Source organism: Nocardioides pinisoli, assembly GCF_024199985.1.
GTDB classification, from domain to species: domain Bacteria; phylum Actinomycetota; class Actinomycetes; order Propionibacteriales; family Nocardioidaceae; genus Nocardioides; species Nocardioides pinisoli.
Window position 1 is genome coordinate 339,760 of record NZ_JANARS010000002.1, and the last position, 15,714, is coordinate 355,473.

16 protein-coding genes are annotated in these 15,714 nt (G+C 75.0%); all 16 read right to left on the reverse strand.

The annotated features are described in order from the left end of the window. Nucleotides 1-17 precede the first annotated feature (17 nt). On the reverse strand, nucleotides 18-2,114 hold the full coding sequence (locus NCI01_RS05650) for a SpoIIE family protein phosphatase (protein ID WP_254180495.1): 2,097 nt from the start codon (nucleotides 2,112-2,114) through the stop codon (nucleotides 18-20). A gap of 96 nt (nucleotides 2,115-2,210) precedes the next feature. Then, a complete protein-coding gene (idi, locus tag NCI01_RS05655; RefSeq protein ID WP_254180496.1) occupies nucleotides 2,211-2,825 on the reverse strand; it encodes an isopentenyl-diphosphate Delta-isomerase in 615 nt (204 codons plus the stop codon). After that, nucleotides 2,822-3,862 (reverse strand): NAD(P)/FAD-dependent oxidoreductase, encoded by a 1,041-nt coding sequence (locus NCI01_RS05660; protein WP_254180497.1) that lies wholly within the window; start codon nucleotides 3,860-3,862, stop codon nucleotides 2,822-2,824. Before NCI01_RS05660 ends, idi begins: the two co-directional genes overlap by 4 nt. Then, nucleotides 3,855-4,418 carry an isoprenylcysteine carboxyl methyltransferase family protein gene (locus NCI01_RS05665; protein WP_254180498.1) on the reverse strand — a complete coding sequence of 188 codons (564 nt, stop codon included), beginning with the start codon at nucleotides 4,416-4,418 and terminating at the stop codon, nucleotides 3,855-3,857. The genes NCI01_RS05660 and NCI01_RS05665 overlap by 8 nt, the downstream gene beginning before the upstream one ends. Then, nucleotides 4,415-5,479, reverse strand: a complete 1,065-nt coding sequence (locus NCI01_RS05670; RefSeq protein ID WP_254180499.1) for a type III polyketide synthase — start codon at nucleotides 5,477-5,479, stop codon at nucleotides 4,415-4,417. Before NCI01_RS05670 ends, NCI01_RS05665 begins: the two co-directional genes overlap by 4 nt. Then, a complete protein-coding gene (locus NCI01_RS05675; protein ID WP_254180500.1) occupies nucleotides 5,476-6,687 on the reverse strand; it encodes an NAD(P)/FAD-dependent oxidoreductase in 1,212 nt (403 codons plus the stop codon). Before NCI01_RS05675 ends, NCI01_RS05670 begins: the two co-directional genes overlap by 4 nt. Further along, nucleotides 6,684-7,496 carry a UbiA family prenyltransferase gene (locus NCI01_RS05680; protein WP_254180501.1) on the reverse strand — a complete coding sequence of 271 codons (813 nt, stop codon included), beginning with the start codon at nucleotides 7,494-7,496 and terminating at the stop codon, nucleotides 6,684-6,686. The genes NCI01_RS05675 and NCI01_RS05680 overlap by 4 nt, the downstream gene beginning before the upstream one ends. 11 nt (nucleotides 7,497-7,507) lie before the next feature. Further along, on the reverse strand, nucleotides 7,508-8,374 hold the full coding sequence (locus tag NCI01_RS05685; RefSeq protein ID WP_254180502.1) for a phosphatase PAP2 family protein: 867 nt from the start codon (nucleotides 8,372-8,374) through the stop codon (nucleotides 7,508-7,510). Next, nucleotides 8,371-8,871: a glycosyl-4,4'-diaponeurosporenoate acyltransferase CrtO family protein gene (locus NCI01_RS05690; protein ID WP_254180503.1), complete on the reverse strand. Its 501-nt coding sequence runs from the start codon at nucleotides 8,869-8,871 to the stop codon at nucleotides 8,371-8,373. Before NCI01_RS05690 ends, NCI01_RS05685 begins: the two co-directional genes overlap by 4 nt. Further along, the gene (locus NCI01_RS05695; protein ID WP_254180504.1) at nucleotides 8,871-10,058 is read right to left on the reverse strand and encodes a glycosyltransferase family 2 protein; all 1,188 of its coding nucleotides are present in this window, start codon (nucleotides 10,056-10,058) and stop codon (nucleotides 8,871-8,873) included. Before NCI01_RS05695 ends, NCI01_RS05690 begins: the two co-directional genes overlap by 1 nt. Further along, nucleotides 10,055-11,446 (reverse strand): cytochrome P450, encoded by a 1,392-nt coding sequence (locus NCI01_RS05700; RefSeq protein WP_254180505.1) that lies wholly within the window; start codon nucleotides 11,444-11,446, stop codon nucleotides 10,055-10,057. The genes NCI01_RS05695 and NCI01_RS05700 overlap by 4 nt, the downstream gene beginning before the upstream one ends. Next, on the reverse strand, nucleotides 11,443-11,778 hold the full coding sequence (locus tag NCI01_RS05705) for a lycopene cyclase domain-containing protein (RefSeq protein WP_254180506.1): 336 nt from the start codon (nucleotides 11,776-11,778) through the stop codon (nucleotides 11,443-11,445). Before NCI01_RS05705 ends, NCI01_RS05700 begins: the two co-directional genes overlap by 4 nt. Further along, the gene (locus NCI01_RS05710; RefSeq protein ID WP_254180507.1) at nucleotides 11,775-12,137 is read right to left on the reverse strand and encodes a lycopene cyclase domain-containing protein; all 363 of its coding nucleotides are present in this window, start codon (nucleotides 12,135-12,137) and stop codon (nucleotides 11,775-11,777) included. The genes NCI01_RS05705 and NCI01_RS05710 overlap by 4 nt, the downstream gene beginning before the upstream one ends. A gap of 7 nt (nucleotides 12,138-12,144) precedes the next feature. Further along, a complete protein-coding gene (gene crtI / locus NCI01_RS05715) occupies nucleotides 12,145-13,764 on the reverse strand; it encodes a phytoene desaturase family protein (RefSeq protein ID WP_254180508.1) in 1,620 nt (539 codons plus the stop codon). After that, complete coding sequence (locus NCI01_RS05720; RefSeq protein ID WP_254180509.1) at nucleotides 13,761-14,645, reverse strand: phytoene/squalene synthase family protein; 885 nt, start codon at nucleotides 14,643-14,645, stop codon at nucleotides 13,761-13,763. The genes crtI and NCI01_RS05720 overlap by 4 nt, the downstream gene beginning before the upstream one ends. Then, a complete protein-coding gene (locus NCI01_RS05725) occupies nucleotides 14,642-15,685 on the reverse strand; it encodes a polyprenyl synthetase family protein (RefSeq protein ID WP_254180510.1) in 1,044 nt (347 codons plus the stop codon). The genes NCI01_RS05720 and NCI01_RS05725 overlap by 4 nt, the downstream gene beginning before the upstream one ends. Nucleotides 15,686-15,714: the final 29 nt, after the last annotated feature.

Here is a 15,714-nt window from a genome sequence, read left to right on the forward strand (position 1 = left end):
TCCGCCGTACGACGTCCTCAGGCGGCGTCGGGAGCCCACCGGACGACGAGCAGGGCGACGTCGTCCTCCTGCTCCTGGCTCGCCATGGCACCGAGCAGGCGGTCGCACAGCTGGTCGAGGTCGGACGTCGTGGGAGCCATCTCGGCGAGCAGGTGCTCGAGCACCGTGATGCCGTCCTCGATGTCACGGTCGCGGCGCTCGACGAGGCCGTCGGTGTAGAGCACGAGGGTCGCGCCTGACTCCAGCGTCACCGCGCCCTCGTGGCGGTCGGCCGCGGGATCGAAGCCGAGCAGCAGGTCGTTGGCGTCGGCGTCGGCCAGCCGGGTCACCGCGCCGTGCGGGTCGACGAGCAGTGCCGGTGGGTGCCCGGCGTGGGACCAGCGCAGCAGGACGCCTGACGACCCCTCACGGGGGGAGGGCGCCTGCTCGAACCGGGCCACGACCGCCGTCGCGGTGGTCTCGAGCTGGAGGGACTGCATGACGGTGTCGAGCCCGGACAGGATCGCGGCGGGCGCGTCGCCGCTGTGCACGGCGATGCCGCGCAGCAGGCCGCGGACCTGCCCCATCGCGGCGGCCGCCTCGACGTCGTGCCCGACCACGTCGCCGACGACGACCACGATGTCGGGTGGCGTCGACCCGTCGTCGTGCTGCAGGAAGGCGTCGTACCAGTCGCCGCCGATGCGAGCCGCCTCGCCGGCGGGCGTGTAGCGGGTGGCGACCTGCAGGCCCTCGCGGTGCGGCGGCGGGGTGAGCATGCTGCGCTGCAGGGCCTCGGAGACGTCGCGCTGCGACTCGTAGAGGCGCGCGTTGTCGAGGGCGAGGGCGGCGCGGGCACCGATGTCCTCGAGGAGGGCCACGTCGTCGTCCGTGAAGGGCGTGCGGAGGATGTCGCGGAAGGCGCTGACGACGCCGACCGTGCGGCCGCGGGCGCGAAGGGGGACGACCGCTGCCGAGAAGGGAGCCAGCTGGCGCAGCCGGTCGCGCGCGGGCCCCGGCTCGAGCACGGCGGCCACGGCCTCGGTGGCCGACGAGTCCATCAGCACGGGTGTCATTCCCCGGATCGCCTGGGCGAGGTAGGACGAGTCGGTCATCGCCCGGAGCCGCCTGGCCGCGTAGTCGCGCAGGACGTCCTCCATCGCAGGATCGCGGTGCGACCAGCCGACGTCGCGGAGGCCTCGTCGCCAGTCGCTCGCGTGCGGGTCCTCCACCAGCGTGACCAGGCACCAGTCGGCGAGCTCGGGCACCAACCGGATCGCCAGGCGGCTGACGCCCTCGGTGGGGTCGAGCGTCGCGGTGAGCGCCTCCGAGACCGACGCCAGCATGGCCAGGCGGTGCGCCGACCGGTCGAGCGCCTCCTGGGCGTCGCGCCGAGCGGTGATGTCGACGAAGTAGACCGCCAGGCCCTCGGGCGAGGGCCATGCGCGCACCTCGTACCACCCGTCGAGCGGCGGGGGGTAGTACGCCTCGAAGGTCACCGGCTCGCGCGACGCGACCGCGCCGCGGTAGTTGTCCTCGAACGCGCTCCCCACGGCGGCGGGGAACGCCTCCCAGATGCTGGCGCCGATCAGGTGCACGCGGCTCGAGCCCAGCAACCGCTCGGCCTCGGAGTTGACGTAAGTGAACCTCCAGTCCCGGTCGAGCTGGTAGAACGCCGACGACATCGACTCCAGCACCCGGCCCACCCGGGCCTCGCCCTCGCGCACCTCGGTGGTGTCGTAGGCCGCCCCGACCAGGCGGACCGGATGCCCGTCGGGCTCGTCGGCGAACGCGTGGCCGCGGGCCTCGATCCAGCGCACCGTCCCGTCGGGATGCACCACGCGGTACTCCGCGAGGTAGTCACCGCTCGTGGCGATGGCGCGTTGGAGGGCGTCCGAGACGCGGCCGAGGTCGTCGGGGTGCACGCACCGGTTGAAGGCCTCGATCGTCCCGCCGAAGCTGTCGTCGTCGAGGCCGAAGAGCTCGAGGAGCCGGCCGTCCCACCGCAGGTCGCCGGTCACGAGGTCCCAGACGAACGCCCCGACGCCGGCCGCGTCGACGGCGAGACGCCACGCGAGGCGGTCGCTCTCGGCGTCGAGGGGGGACCGCGAGATCGGCGGCGTGGAGTCGTCGGTCAACGGGTCCTTCTCATGCCGGGTCGGTGGCCCACGTTCCTCGAGGCACCCGCACAGGGTGTCACACGGCCCGGCGCGACGTCGGCGAACGACGAAACCTCAGGGCGTCTCCCCGGCCCGGGCGGCCATGGGGAGGTCCTCGGCGTCGGCGGCCGGGGCGGACGCCGGGTCGGCCGGCAGCTGCGCCACCTGCTCGCGGCACCACACGGACACCGGCCGGGTGCCGTCGAGGACCGCCGCGCGGAAGGCCTGCCACGGCTCCCACCGGGCCTCGCCGACCTCGTCGGGGTCGGGGGACACCGGTCCGTCGGCGGAGCCGACGAAGACAGGGCACATCTCGTTCTCGACGACCCCGTCCTGCTCGGCGCGGTAGCGGAACCGGGGCAGCACGAGGCGCAGGCCGGTGACGGTCGTGCCGAGCTCCTGCTCCACCCTGCGGCGCACGGCCTCCTCCAGCGGCTCACCGGGGGCGGGGTGGCCGCAGCAGCTGTTGGTCCACACGCCCGGGAACGTCCGCTTGTGCAGCGCCCGCTGGGTGACCAGCACGTTGCCCTCCGCGTCGAAGAGGTAGCAGGAGAAGGCCAGGTGCAGCGGGGTGTCGGCGTGGTGGACGCCGGCCTTGTCAGCGGTGCCGACGGCCCGGCCGTCCTCGTCGAGCAGCACCACCAGCTCGGGTGTGACGGTGCCGGTCGTGCTGGTCTCGGTCGTGGTCATGCGGGCCTCCCCACGGGTCGGGCGAGCTGGTTGACGGCAGTGTCGAAGAGCCACGGCAGCCTCGCCGCCGCCGGGACGAGGTGCCGGCGGACCGCCGCGTGGGCGGTCGCGCGCAGCAGGGCGTGCGTGAGGAGCTCGTGGCGCGCCCCGAGGCGGCGGGCCACCCGGTCGTAGCGGTCCGTGCGCCCCTCGGCGATGCAGGCGACGGCGACGCGGGCCTGGGCCAGGCCGAGGGCGATGCCCTCGCCGGTCAGGGCGTCCACGTAGCCCCCGGCGTCGCCGACGAGCAGCACCCGCCCGGCCGACCGGGCGCGGGCCCGCTGCCGGAGCGGCCCGGCCCCCATCACCCGCGTGCGCGGACCCGTCAGGCGCTGCTGCAGCAGCGGGAAGTCCTCGATGAGGTCCTCGAAGCGCGAGCCGGCCTCGCCGAGGACGGCGACGCCGACGAGGTCCTCGTCGACGGGCGTCACGTAGGCCTCCGCGCGTGCGGACCAGTGCACCTCGACGTAGGACGTCCACGGCACCTGCTGCACGTGGCACCGCAAGCCGAAGCGACGCCGGCCGGCGACGGGCGCGTCGAGGCCGACCAGCCGGCGCACGGGGGAGTGCAGGCCGTCGGCGGCGACGAGGTGTCGGGTCGGCTCGCCGTCGACCAGCAGGTGGTCGCCGGCGTCGTCGACGCGCGCCACCGGGCGGGGGTCGACCGGGATCCCGGCCGCCGCGACCCGGTCGGCGAGCGCGCCGTGCAGCACCGTGCGACGCACGCCGCGTCCCGGTCCGCGCGCGAACCTCGCCGTGGCGCCCTCGCCCTCGGCCGTGCCGTCGAGGTAGCGGATGCCGGTCAGCTCCCGACCGTGCGGGTTGATGCCCAGGGCGGCGAGCTCGGCGACGGCCCCGGGCATGAGGCCCTCGCCGCACGCCTTGTCGATCGGGCCCGTGCGGGGCTCGCGCACCACGACCGACAGACCGGCCCGGTGGGCGTGCAGCGCCGCGGCGAGGCCCACCGGGCCGCCGCCGGCCACCACGAGGTCACGCACCGGCGGCCTCCGTCCGCGGCTCGGTGGCGCCGTCGGCCCGCGGCAGGGTGGCGAGGGCGGCGTCCTCGACCCGGATGCGTACGACGAGCAGGGCGGCGTTGAGGACCGTGAACACGAGTGCGGTGATCCAGGCGGTGTGGACCAGGGGCAGCGCGACGCCCTCGACGACCACGGCGACGTAGTTGGGGTGCCGCAGGTAGCGGTAGGGCCCCGACGTCACGGGCGCCATGCCCGGTACGACGATGACGCGGGTGTTCCAGCGCGGGCCGAGGGTCGCGATGCACCACCAGCGCAGGGCCTGGGAGGCGACGACGAGACCGAGCATCGACCACGCGAGCAGCGACGGCACCTGGGGCTGCCGGATCCACGCCTCGGCGAGCGCGCCGACCAGCAGGGCGGTGTGCAGCACAACCATGAACGGGAAGTGCCCGAGGCCGTGCTCGACGCCGCCGCGCTCGCGGCTCCACCGCGCGTTGCGGGTCGAGACGACGAGCTCGGCGATCCGCTCCAGGCCGACGAGCGCCACCAGGACGGTGAAGGCGACGAGGCTGGTCACGACGCGGCCCTCAGCAGGACCAGCTCCGAGCAGAAGCCCGGGCCCATCGCCATCAGTACCCCGTGGCTGCCGGGAGCGGGTGGGCGTTCGCGCAGGGTGTCCTCGAGGACGTGGAGCACCGAGACCGACGAGAGGTTGCCGACCCGGGCCAGCGACTCCCAGGTCAGCCGGACCGTGTCACGCGGCACCTCCAGCGCCTCCTCGAGCGCCTCGATCACCTTCGGGCCGCCGGGGTGGCAGACCCACCAGCCGATGTCGGCGCGGGTGAGCCCGTGGTCGGCCAGGAAGGCGTCGACGTCCCCGCGCACGAAGCGGCCCACGAGGGTCGGCACCTCGGCGTCGAGCACGATGCGCAGGCCGCCGCCGGTCACGTCGAAGCCCATCGTGCGCTCGCTGTCGGGATAGAGCCGGCTGCGCGAGTCGAGGACCTCGACCGGCCCCGGCCGCCCCGCGCGACCGGACGCGCCGACCGCGACCACGGCGGCCGCCCCGTCGCCGAAGAGCCCGCTCGCCACGAGGTTGGGCACCGAGGCGTCGTCGCGCTGGACCGTCAGCGAGCACAGCTCGACGGCGATGAGCACCGCGGTGTGGTCGGGGTGGCCGAGGAGGTAGTCGTGGACGCGCGCGATGCCGGCTGCTCCGGCGACGCACCCGAGCCCGACGAGCGGCATCCGGCGGACGTCCTCACGCAGGCCCACCTGCGCGGCGATGCGGGCGTCGAGCGAGGGCACGGCGAGCCCGGTGACCGTCGCCGTGACGACGAGGTCGACGTCGGACGGCGTCAGGTCGGCCGCCTTCAGCGCGTCGACGAGCGCCCGCGAGCCGAGCTCGACGGCGTGCTCGATGAACAGGTCGTTGGCCTGCCCGAAGTCGACGAGACCGGCGTACTGGTCGAGCGGCAGGACGGTGTGGCGTCGCTCGACCCCGGCGTTGGCGTGGAAGCGCCGCAGCAGGGACCGGTCGAGGCTGCGCTCGGAGATGAACTCGCCGAAGGCCTCCGTGATCTCGGCCTGGGGGTGGGAGTGCGGCGGCAGTGCGCCTCGTACGGAGAGGATCCTCATGAGCCACCTCGGGGTGTGGGAGTCGTGGGCAGGTCGCGGTCTGGACGGTGTGGACGGACGAGGCTGCGCACCAGCCCGCCGGCCAGGCGGGCGTCGATGCGGCCGTCGCCGAGGCCGAGCTCGACGAGTGCGTCGAAGGCGTGCCGGTCGCGGCCGGCGGCGCGGATGCCGGCGTCGACGATGCGGGGGGACTGGGCCAGCCGGGAGGCGGCCCAGGTGTGGCGCAGGTGCGAACCGAGGATGCCTCGTACGACGCGTCGGTGCTCGGCGCCGGCGTCCGCGGGCCGCCCGGCCGCCACCGCCCGCGCGGCGGTGCGACCGGCCGCGATGCCGGTCGCGACGGCGTAGTAGATGCCCTCGCCGGTCATCGGGTTGACCAGCCCGGCGGCGTCACCGACGAGGAGGACCGGGCCGTCGGGCTGGTCCCAGCGCCAGGTGCTCAGCGGGAGGTGGTGGCCGCGCCAGTCACCACCGGTGCGGGCGGCGCCGGGCACGAGCTCCTCGAGCTGGTCGAGGAGCAGCCGGCGGCTCGGGGCGCCTCCGCTGCGCTCGCCCGGCAGGAGCTCGCCGTAGCCGACGTTGGCCAGTCCGTCACCGCGGTCGAAGGCCCACGCGTAGGACGGCTGGCGGCGGGTGCCGTAGCGGATGACCTGCCGGCCGGCCATCTCGGGCGTGGTCGGCGCGTAGCCGCGGATGGCGATGGCGCGCGGCTCGCGCCGCTTGCCCAGCAGGGCGGTGCGGACGAAGGAGTGCGCGCCGTCGGCGCCGACCACGACGTCGGCGGACACGGCGCCGGACACCACGGGGGTCCCGGTCCGGGTCAGCGAGGTCGCCCGGTGCGTCCGCAGGACCGCGCCGGCGGCGACGGCCCGCTCGACCAGCCGGGCGTCGAGCACGCGTCGCGGCACGACGTGCACCTCACGGCGCATCGGGCCGGCGACGGAGACGTCGCCGTGGGCGAGCTCGAGGTCGCGCAGCGGCGACCAGCCGTCGACCACGTCGGCGGCGCCGACGGGGGCGAGGGCGTCGAGAACGTGAGGGGCGATGCCGTCGCCGCAGGACTTGTCGCGCGGGAACTCGCTGCGGTCGAGGAGCAGGACCCGGAGGCCGGGATCCTCGGCCAGCGCGCCGAGTGCGGTGGCCGACCCCGCCGGGCCGGCGCCGACGACGACCAGGTCCCAGTGCTCCGTGGGCGTGCGGCCGCTCATCGCGCCACCACCAGCAGCAGGGCGTCGACCAGCGCGATGCCGACCGCCGCGACGAAGGGGGACCGTCCGGACCCGGTGACCACGACCGTGGCGAGGCCGAGCACGACGACGGCCACCGCGACGCTGGCGGCCGGCGGCGGACCGGCCCCGACGAGGACCACCGCCGACGCCGCGACGAGGACGACGGCCGCGACCGGGCCGATCCGTCGCGGGCCCAGCCGGTGGGGGAGTCCGTGCACGCCCGTGGCGGCGTCGTCCGCGAGGTCGGGGAGCACGTTGAGCAGGTGGGCCCCCACGCCGAGGAGGGCGGCGCCGACCGGCCACCACCACGGTGGCGCCTCGCCGTCGGTGAGCGTGACCACCGCGGTGAGGCCACCGAACGACACGGCATAGGGCGCCCAGGACCACACCGTCGCCTTCAGTCCGAGGTTGTAGGCCCAGGCCGAGGCGACGCAGCCGAGGTGCACGAGGCCGGCGGCAGGTCCGAGCGCGAGCGACAGGACGACGCAGGCGAGCACGGCCACCCCGCACGCGACGCGTACGACGCCCACCGCTCCGGCACCGGTGGCCAGAGGCTTGTCGCCCCGCCCGGAGGCGCGGTCCCGGGCGCGGTCGACGAGGTCGTTGCTCCACCCGATCGAGAGCTGGCCCGCGAGCACGGCCGCCACCAGCACGACGGTCGTCGCCGGGGAAAGACCCTGGGCGAGCGACAGCAGCCCGGCCAGGACGGTGACCGCCAGGGCGGGACCGGCGTGCGCCGCACCCACCAACGCCCGCAGGGGCGAGGAGGCGGCGACGTCCGGGGTCATCGGCCGGGTGCTCACGGTGTGCGTCCCGCCGGACCAGGCTGACGGAGTCGGCCCAGCAGGAGCGCGACCGAGACGCCGACGACCGCGACCGACCAGCCGGCGAGGACGTCGACGACGTAGTGCTCGCCCGTGTAGACGAGCGTGAGCGCCATCGCCAAGGCGTAGGCGGCGAGCAGGACGCGGGAGACCCGCGACACCGACGGCCACAGGAAGAGCGCCGCGAGCAGCGCGGCACCGGCGTGCAGCGAGGGCATCGCGGCCACCGGGTTGCTGCCGGACTGGCCGAGCTGGACGAGCCGGCCGACGGCGTCGAGGCCGAGCCCCTCCCAGCCGAGGTGGGAGATGCGGTCGAGCGCGCCGATGTCGCCGCGCTGGGCGGCCAGCCACGGCGGGGCCGCCGGGTAGGCGAGGTAGCCGACGATGCCGAGCAGCGTCATCGCGAGCACGGCGGTGAGCCACTCGCCGAACCGAGCGCGCAGGCGGAACCACACGATCGCGGTGATGAGTGGGATGGTGACGAAGTGGGTGACGTAGACGAGCGCCGCCACGACGTCGTACCAGTGGGGGGAGCCGTCGACGAGCCGGGCCTGCAGCCGGACGCTGGGCACCGTCCCCAGGAGCGCCTCGTCGGCGCGGGCGGGACCGAGGACGTGCAGGCGCGCGCCGAGGCGGTTGGTGGCGGCGCCGTCGCCCGTCCCGAGCGGCGCGGTGATCCACTGCGCCACCCAGTAGGCCACCAGGATGGCGCTGAGCGGCGACCACGCGATCAGCAGCTGGGCGATGGGACCGTGCCGGGACTCCTGCGGGGCAGTGGCGACCTCGTGGTCCACCACCGGGCTCGACGGGGTGTGGGAGCGGGAGGTCGCGGAGCTGGTCATGTCGTGCTCCGGCGTCGTGACAGGCGCTCGAGCAGGGCCTGGGTGCGGAAGCGGTTGTAGCGCTGGATGGCGATGAAGGGCAGGTTGACCAGCACGCCGTAGGCGGCGAGCAGCGTCGCCGCGAGGGGCGGGTTCCACAGGACGAAGATCGGGCTGCACCACAGCGCCCACCAGTGGCCCAGCTCGGCCCGGCGGGTCTCGCGCACGAAGAGCTCGAGACCCGCGGCGTCGAGCGCGGGGAGCTCCCGCTTGCTGACGCCGCCGTCGAACAGCGCGCCCGCCTCCGGCACCCGGTCCTTCCAGCGGTGGATGAGCAGCCGGCGGCGGTACCAGCGGCCGCGGTCCTCGAAACGGCGCTCGCGCAGCCCCCAGCCGTCGCGCGCCAGCCGCTCGTCGGGGAGCCGGTGCGCGGCGTAGCCCGTGGCGGCGTGGAAGACGCCCCAGGCGAGGACGTCGACCACGATCGTGACGGTCTGCGGCATGAAGAGGCGCAGCATCAGGCCACCTCCTGCTCGGACCGCTCGCCGGTCAGCGAGACGTCGCGGCCGCGCCACGACACCGAGCGGCGCACGGTGGTGAGCGCGAGCGAGCGGGCGAAGACCAGGTCGAAGGCCAGCAGCGGCAGCGGGAACAGCGCCCACGTCCACCACCGGAACGTGCCGGCGCGGCGCAGCATCCATCCCAGCTGCAGGGCGACGGCGACGTAGGCCGCGGTCCACAGCAGCGGGCTGCCGGCGACGAGCGATGCGCCCCACCCGGTGAGCGCGACGAGGAGGGACAGCACGGCTCCGACGGCCACGGCGTGGTGGGCGCTGATCCACGCCACGGTCGCGGCGGTCGCCGACGGCGTCGCGTCGGCCGCCCCGGAGGCGATGTTCTTGGTCCACCCGGCCACCAGCTGTCCGAGACCGCCGGGATAGCTGCGCATCCGCACCGTGTCGCCACCGACGGCGCACCACACCGGCAGCCCGGCCCGGTGGTAGGCGGCCGCGAGGGCCGCGTCGTCGAGGATCTCGCCGCGCACGGCCTCGTGCCCACCGGCGCGGGCGTGGTCCTCGCGGGAGGTCAGCAGGCACGGCCCGAACGCCATCGGGGCGCGGGACGGGCGGGCCTCGTCGGCATGACGGGTGAAGGCCGCGCTGGCCATCAGCGCGACCACGTTGAAGTAGGCGGACAGCTGCTCGTAGGGGCGCCGGACGTCGTGGTGGGGCTGCACCGACACCAGCCCGCCGTGGCGGGCGTGCGCGGCCAGCAGGCCCGCGAGGGCTCCCGGCTCGAGGACGGTGTCGGCGTCGAGGAAGAGCAGCAGGTCGCCCGTCGTGGCCGCGGCGCCGGTGTGGCAGGCCCAGGCCTTCCCGGTCCATCCGGGCGGCGGGGTGCCGGCCGGCACGACCCGGGCGCCGCTCGCCCGCGCCACTGCGGCGGTCGCGTCGCCCGACGCGTCGTCCACCACGACGACCTGGAGGACCGCCGCACCCTGGTCGGCCACCGACCGCAGCAGTGCCGGCAGCGTCTGCTCCTCGTCACGCGCCGGGACGACCACCGACACCGAGGGCGTCGCGGCCTCGGTGTCAGTGGACGGCCGCGGGAGCGTGCGGAGGTCGGCCACCAGCCGCTGCGCCCACAGCGCCACCCCCAGGAGGAGTGCCGCGAGGACCAGGTCGACGAGGAGGGCGGTCGTCACGGCGTGCCCGTCCGTCGCAGGACGAGCGGCATCCCGCCGCGGGGGTGGACGGCGACCTTCGCCTCGGCGACGGGTCGGGTCCACGAGCCGCGCCCGCCGGGCAGCTCGAGCCGGTGGTCGCGCAGCAGCTCGGCGAGGACGACGACCATCTCACCGAGCGCGAACTCGCGCCCGATGCACAGCCGCGGCCCCTGGCCGAACGGGAGGTAGCCGGTGCGGGTGGTGCCGTCGAGGAAGCGCTCGGGACGGAAGGCCTCCGGCTCGGGCCAGAGGTCGGGACGCCGGTGGACGAGCCACGGGCTGATGATGGCGAGCGTGCCGGCGGGCACCGGACGCCCGCCCAGCTCGTCGTCGCGGTGCGAGCGGCGCGAGATGGCCCAGGCGGGCGGGTAGAGGCGCAGCGCCTCGTCGACTGCCGCGCGCGTCCACGGCAGCCGGTCGCGATGACCCACCAGCGGGACCGGCCCCGGGTGGGCGTGGAGCTCGTCGCGCACGCGCTGCTGGGCCGCCGGGTGCTCGGCCAGCAGCATCAGGGTCCAGGCCAGCGCCGCGGCCACGGTCTCGTGACCGGCGATGACCATCGTGACGAGCTCGTCGCGGATCTCCCCGTCGTCCATCCCGCTGTCGAGCAGCAGGCCGAGGAGGTCGGCGCCGTGGTGCGCCGTGCCTCCGGCGTGGGCGTTGCGGGACCGTCGCTCCGCGATGATGGCGGCCGCGCCGGCGTCGAGGCGCCGCCGGGCGGCGCGCAGCCTGAGGTTGGTCCGCGTGGGCGTCCACTCGGCGCGGGGGAGGATCGACCGTCCGAGTCGCACCACGAGGTCCGCGGACTCGCTCGTGGCCGCCAGCAGGTCGTGGGCCTGGTCGGACAGGTCGGTGCTGAAGAGGGCCCGGCCGACCGCGTCGAGACCGATGGCGTGGGTCAGTGCGGCGACGTCGACGACGTCCCCGGCGCCGGTCGTGCCGGCGAGCCGCGCCGCGATGGCGGTGCGTGCGGCGGCGCGCACCTCGTCGCCGACCGCCTCGAGCCGCTGGTGGTGGAAGGCCGGCGCGGCCAGCCGCCGGTGCTCGATCCAGCCCGGCTCGGCCGAGGCGAGCAGGCCGGGGCCGGTCACCCGAGCCAGTGCGGCGTACTGGACGGTGTCCTTGCTCCAGCTGCGCGCGGAGGTCTGGAGCACGTGCTTGACGTCGGCGGGGTCGTTGAGGAGCAGTGCGGGCGCGCCGGGCACCGGGAAGGACACGGTGTCGCCGAAGCGCTGGGAGACCTCACCGAGGAAGGTGAGCGGGTCGGCGCGCACCGACCGGAACACCCGGGCCATGTCCCACGGCGTCGGCCCCGGGACGCCGACGTCGGTCGGCTGCATCGCCTGCAGGCGGGTCGCGACGCTCATTCCTCCACCGTGCCCCGTCGGCGGCCCAACCATGTCCAGGCGACGCAGCTGCAGAGCACCAGCCCGAAGCCGAACATCAGGTCCTCCACCGGGGCGTAGAACAGCCGGCCGTCGCCCAGCATCGTGATCTCCCCGCTGCCGATGATGGCGTCGCCCGAGTAGAGCACGATGCCGCGGCCGGTGAGCCACCCGTTGGTGAGGAGCTGGAAGAACACGATGATCGCGTAGGCGGCCCACCAGTCGCGGGTCGAGGTGACCCGGGTGCGGACGACCCACCGGTCCAGCACGAGCGCCAGCGGCACGCAGATGAGCGCGAGGGCGGTGTAGGTCATGGGCGGGTCACCTCGCGTCCTCGCGCCCGGGTCGGCCAGGGCCGGACGCCACGCCGGGCCGCGCGCACGCCCTCGAGGGTCAGCACCGACACGACCGGGATGACGACGAAGAACCCGATCTCCTCCAGCGGCAGGCCCGCGACGCGCCACGGCAGCGTCTGCTCCTCGTCGAACCACCAGTGGCCGACGTGCGTGGCCCAGAGGTCCCACACCAGGAACGGCGTCCCGGCCAGGCCGACGGTGAGGAGCAGCCGGGCCGGCTGCCTGAACACCCGCAACCGGAAGGCCGGCACCAGCGGCAGCGTGCCGGCCAGGCAGAACGCCAGCATGGCGACGTAGGACCAGTGGGGCAGGCTCATCAGGCGATCATGCCCGCACCGGCAGGCTCGACCGGTCACCGGTGAGCCGCTTGAGCACGAGCTCGGCGCTGATCAGGCACATCGGCAGCCCGACGCCCGGCACCGTGGTGGCGCCGGCGTAGTAGAGCCCGTCGACCTTCGCCGAGGTGTTGCCGGGACGGAGGAACGCGCTCTGGCGCAGGGTGTGCTCGAGCCCGAGGGCGCCGCCGCGCCACGCGTGGTAGCGGGTGGCGAAGTCCTCCGGGCCGACGGTGTGGCGCACCCGGATCCGCTCGCGCAGGTCGGGGATGCCGGCCCAGGCGGCGACCTGGTCGATCGCGGCGTCGGCGGCCCGCTCGACCTGCTCGGCGCCGCCACCGTCGTCGCCGCCCGCGCCGATGCTGACGTCGGCCGGCACCGGGACGAGGACGAAGAGGTTCTCGTGGCCGGGCGGCGCGACCGACGGGTCGGTCTCCGAGGGCTTGCAGACGTAGACCGACGCCGGGTCGGGGATCCGGGCGTCGTCGCCGAAGATCGAGCCGAAGTTGGCCTTCCAGTCGGAGGTGAAGAACAGGGAGTGGTGCGGCAGCTGCGGGAGCGAGCCCTCGACGCCGAGCATCGCGAGCACCACGCCGGTGCCGGGGGAGCGGTCCCGCCATGCCGGCTCGGGGTGGGTCTGCAGCTCGCGCGGCAGCAGCGCGGTCTCGAGGTGGTGGAGGTCGCCCGCGCCGACCACGACGTCGGCGACGACCTCGTGCGGTCCATCGGGGGTGTCGTGCTCGACGCCGGTGACGACGGCACGCCCGTCGCGCTGCGAGGTCAGGATGCGGCGCACCTCGGTGCCCGTGTGCAGGCGGGCGCCGTGGCGGCGCGCCACGTCGGCGATCGCGGCGATGAGCGTGGTGAAGCCACCCTGGGGGTAGAGCACCTTGTCGCCGAGGTCGAGGTGGCTCATCAGGTGGTACATGCTCGGCGCGCGGTCGGGGGAGGAGGCGAGGAACACCGCGGGGTAGCCGAGGATCTGGCGGATGCGGGGGTCGGTGAAGCGTGCGGCGACGTGGGACTCGAGCGAGCGCGTCAGCAGTCGGCCCAGGCTGGGCGTACGCCGCACGACGGCCGGGTGCAGGAAGGCCGAGGCGGAGTCGAAGTTGGTGTAGAGGAAGCGCTCGATCGCGACGTCGTAGGTCTCGGCTGCGCTGGCCAGGTAGGCGTCGAACCGCTCGCCGGCCCCGGGCTCGAGGGACTCGAACAGGGCGCGGTTGTGCGCCACGTCGGGGCGTACGTCGACGGGGTCGCGGTGGCCCTCGAAGAACACGCGGTAGCTCGGGTCGAGCTCCACCAGGTCGAGCTCGGCCTCGGCCGAGGTGCCGAGGAGGGAGAAGAAGTGCTCGAAGACCTCCGGCATGAGGTACCACGAGGCGCCGGTGTCGAACCGGAAGCCGTCGCGCTCGACGCTGCCGACGCGGCCGCCGAGGTCGTCGTTCTTCTCGAACAGGTCGACGGAGTGGCCCCGTGAGGCGAGGAGCGCCGCGGTGGCGAGGCCGGCGATGCCACCGCCGACCACCACCACGCGCTGCGGCGACCCGTCGCCGGCGCGGCGGGGGGTCGGAGTGAACCGGCTGAGGCGCTCGGGCAGGCGCAGCGTCACGAGCGGCCTCCCCGCAGCGCGCTCGCGGCGAGGCGCAGCTTGACCGGGGTGGGCACCCGCACGCGGGTGCGCCGGATCTCCTCGGCCGAGGCGGCGCGCAGCCGCTGGGCGAGCTCGGCGAAGGTCGCGTGCGCGGCCCGCACCGCCCGACGGCTGCTCCCGGGGAGGTCGGGCACGACCGCGGCCGCGGCGCGGAGGTCCTCGTCGACGTCGTCGAGGATCCGGTCGCGGTCGGCGTCGCAGAACGACGCCACGTCCACGCCGGGGAAGTAGTCGCGCCGCAGCAGGTCGTGGTCGTCGGACAGGTCGCGCACGAAGTTGAGCTTCTGGAAGGCCGCGCCGAGGCTCCGGGCGCCCGGGGCCAGCCGCTCGTACTGCCGGTCCCGGTCGGGACGCGCGTCGGGAGCGGCCAGGAAGGCGCGCAGGCACATCAGTCCGACGACCTCGGCCGAGCCGTAGACGTAGCGCTCGAAGCTCTCCTGGGTGTGGGACCGGGTGTCGAGGTCGGTGCGCATGGAGGTGAAGAACGGCGTGACGATCTCGGGCTCGATCCCCACGGCGATGGCCGTGCGGGCGAAGGCGTGGACCACCAGGTTGCCGCTGTAGCCGGTGCGCATGGCGTGGGCGACGTCGGCCTCGAGCCAGTCGAGCATCGTGGCGCGCGCCGAGCGGTCGAGCGTCGGGTCGGGGTTGTCGACGATCTCGTCCGCGACGCGCACCAGGGCGTAGATGTTGCGGACCTGGGTGCGCACGGGCTCGGCCAGCAGGCGCGAGGCGAGGCCGAACGAGCTGGAGTACTCGCGGATCACCACGGCCGAGCTGGCCTCGGACACCGAGTCGTAGAGGCTGCGGGGGGCGCTGCGGCCGACGAAGAGGGTCATGCCGCGACCACGTTGCCGTCGGCCAGCACGGCCGGGAGGGCGGTCACGCCGTCGAGGAGGTCGCCGGGGATCCCCAGTCCGTCGAGCACGGTCCGGGCCTGGCCGAGGTGGCGCGCGGCGAGGTCCTCGACGAAGCGCCGCGAGCCCGAGGCGACGAGCAGCGCGCGTGCCTCCTCCAGCTCCTCGTCGCTGAGCTCGCGACCGAGGTAGCCACGGAGCTGCTCCCAGGCGGGCGTGGTCCGCGCGTGCACCAGGAGCGGCGTCTGCTTGCGGGTGCGCAGGTCGCACGTCGCGCTCTTCCCGGAGCGGGCCGGGTCCCCGAAGACACCGATGAGGTCGTCGGCGAGCTGGAAGGCGATCCCCATCGAGCGGCCGACGTCGCCGAGGCGGGCGGTCGTCGTGGCGTCGGCGCCGGCCAGCACCGCGCCGGCCTGGAGGGGGAGGGTGAAGGAGTAGGCGCTGGTCTTCTGGGCCTCCATCTCCAGGCTCTGGGCGAGGGTCGCAGGCGCCAGGTCGAGGGAGTGGCGCACGTCGGCGAGCTCGCCGGCGGCGGTCCGGTGCAGGGCGGTGTCGAAGAGGTCGAGCAGCTTCTCGACGACCGGCGCCGGGGCGCCGCTCAGCGCGATGGCACGGACAGCAGCGGCGAGCGCGAGGTCGCCGGCCAGGATCGCGGCCGTCAATCCGTAGCCGGCGGCGACGTCGGGAGCGGCGCCGTCGACACCGGCCAGGGCGCGGAACGTGCCGCTGACGTTGGGCCGCCCGCGGCGCACGTGGTCGTCGTCGATGACGTCGTCGTGGATGACGAACGCGGTGTGCAGCAGCTCGACCGCCGCTCCCACCTCCGCGGCCGCCTGTGCCGCGTCGCCGCCGAGCGCGTCGTGGGTCGCCACGACCAGGGCGGGGCGGAACCGCTTGCCACCCTCGGCGGCGGCGCACAGCGCCTCCCACAGCAGGGCGTGGTGGGCGTCGATCGCAGCGGCGCGCCGGCGGCCGTCCTCCAGGATCCGTGCCAGTGCCGCGTCCGTTCCGGTGCCGATCATCTGTGCCTCCCGCAGTTCGACCGTTCCTT

Excerpts from the sequence above, each read along its gene's own strand:
- NCI01_RS05670 (WP_254180499.1), bottom strand. The coding sequence starts at position 5,479 with ATGAGGATCCTCTCCGTACGAGGCGCACTGCCGCCGCACTCCCACCCC.
- NCI01_RS05725 (WP_254180510.1), bottom strand. The coding sequence starts at position 15,685 with ATGATCGGCACCGGAACGGACGCGGCACTGGCACGGATCCTGGAGGAC.
- NCI01_RS05680 (WP_254180501.1), bottom strand. The coding sequence starts at position 7,496 with ATGACCCCGGACGTCGCCGCCTCCTCGCCCCTGCGGGCGTTGGTGGGT.
- NCI01_RS05700 (WP_254180505.1), bottom strand. The coding sequence starts at position 11,446 with ATGAGCGTCGCGACCCGCCTGCAGGCGATGCAGCCGACCGACGTCGGC.
- NCI01_RS05720 (WP_254180509.1), bottom strand. The coding sequence starts at position 14,645 with ATGACCCTCTTCGTCGGCCGCAGCGCCCCCCGCAGCCTCTACGACTCG.
- NCI01_RS05675 (WP_254180500.1), bottom strand. The coding sequence starts at position 6,687 with ATGAGCGGCCGCACGCCCACGGAGCACTGGGACCTGGTCGTCGTCGGC.
- idi (WP_254180496.1), bottom strand. The coding sequence starts at position 2,825 with ATGACCACGACCGAGACCAGCACGACCGGCACCGTCACACCCGAGCTG.
- NCI01_RS05685 (WP_254180502.1), bottom strand. The coding sequence starts at position 8,374 with ATGACCAGCTCCGCGACCTCCCGCTCCCACACCCCGTCGAGCCCGGTG.
- NCI01_RS05690 (WP_254180503.1), bottom strand. The coding sequence starts at position 8,871 with ATGCTGCGCCTCTTCATGCCGCAGACCGTCACGATCGTGGTCGACGTC.
- NCI01_RS05705 (WP_254180506.1), bottom strand. The coding sequence starts at position 11,778 with ATGACCTACACCGCCCTCGCGCTCATCTGCGTGCCGCTGGCGCTCGTG.
- NCI01_RS05710 (WP_254180507.1), bottom strand. The coding sequence starts at position 12,137 with ATGAGCCTGCCCCACTGGTCCTACGTCGCCATGCTGGCGTTCTGCCTG.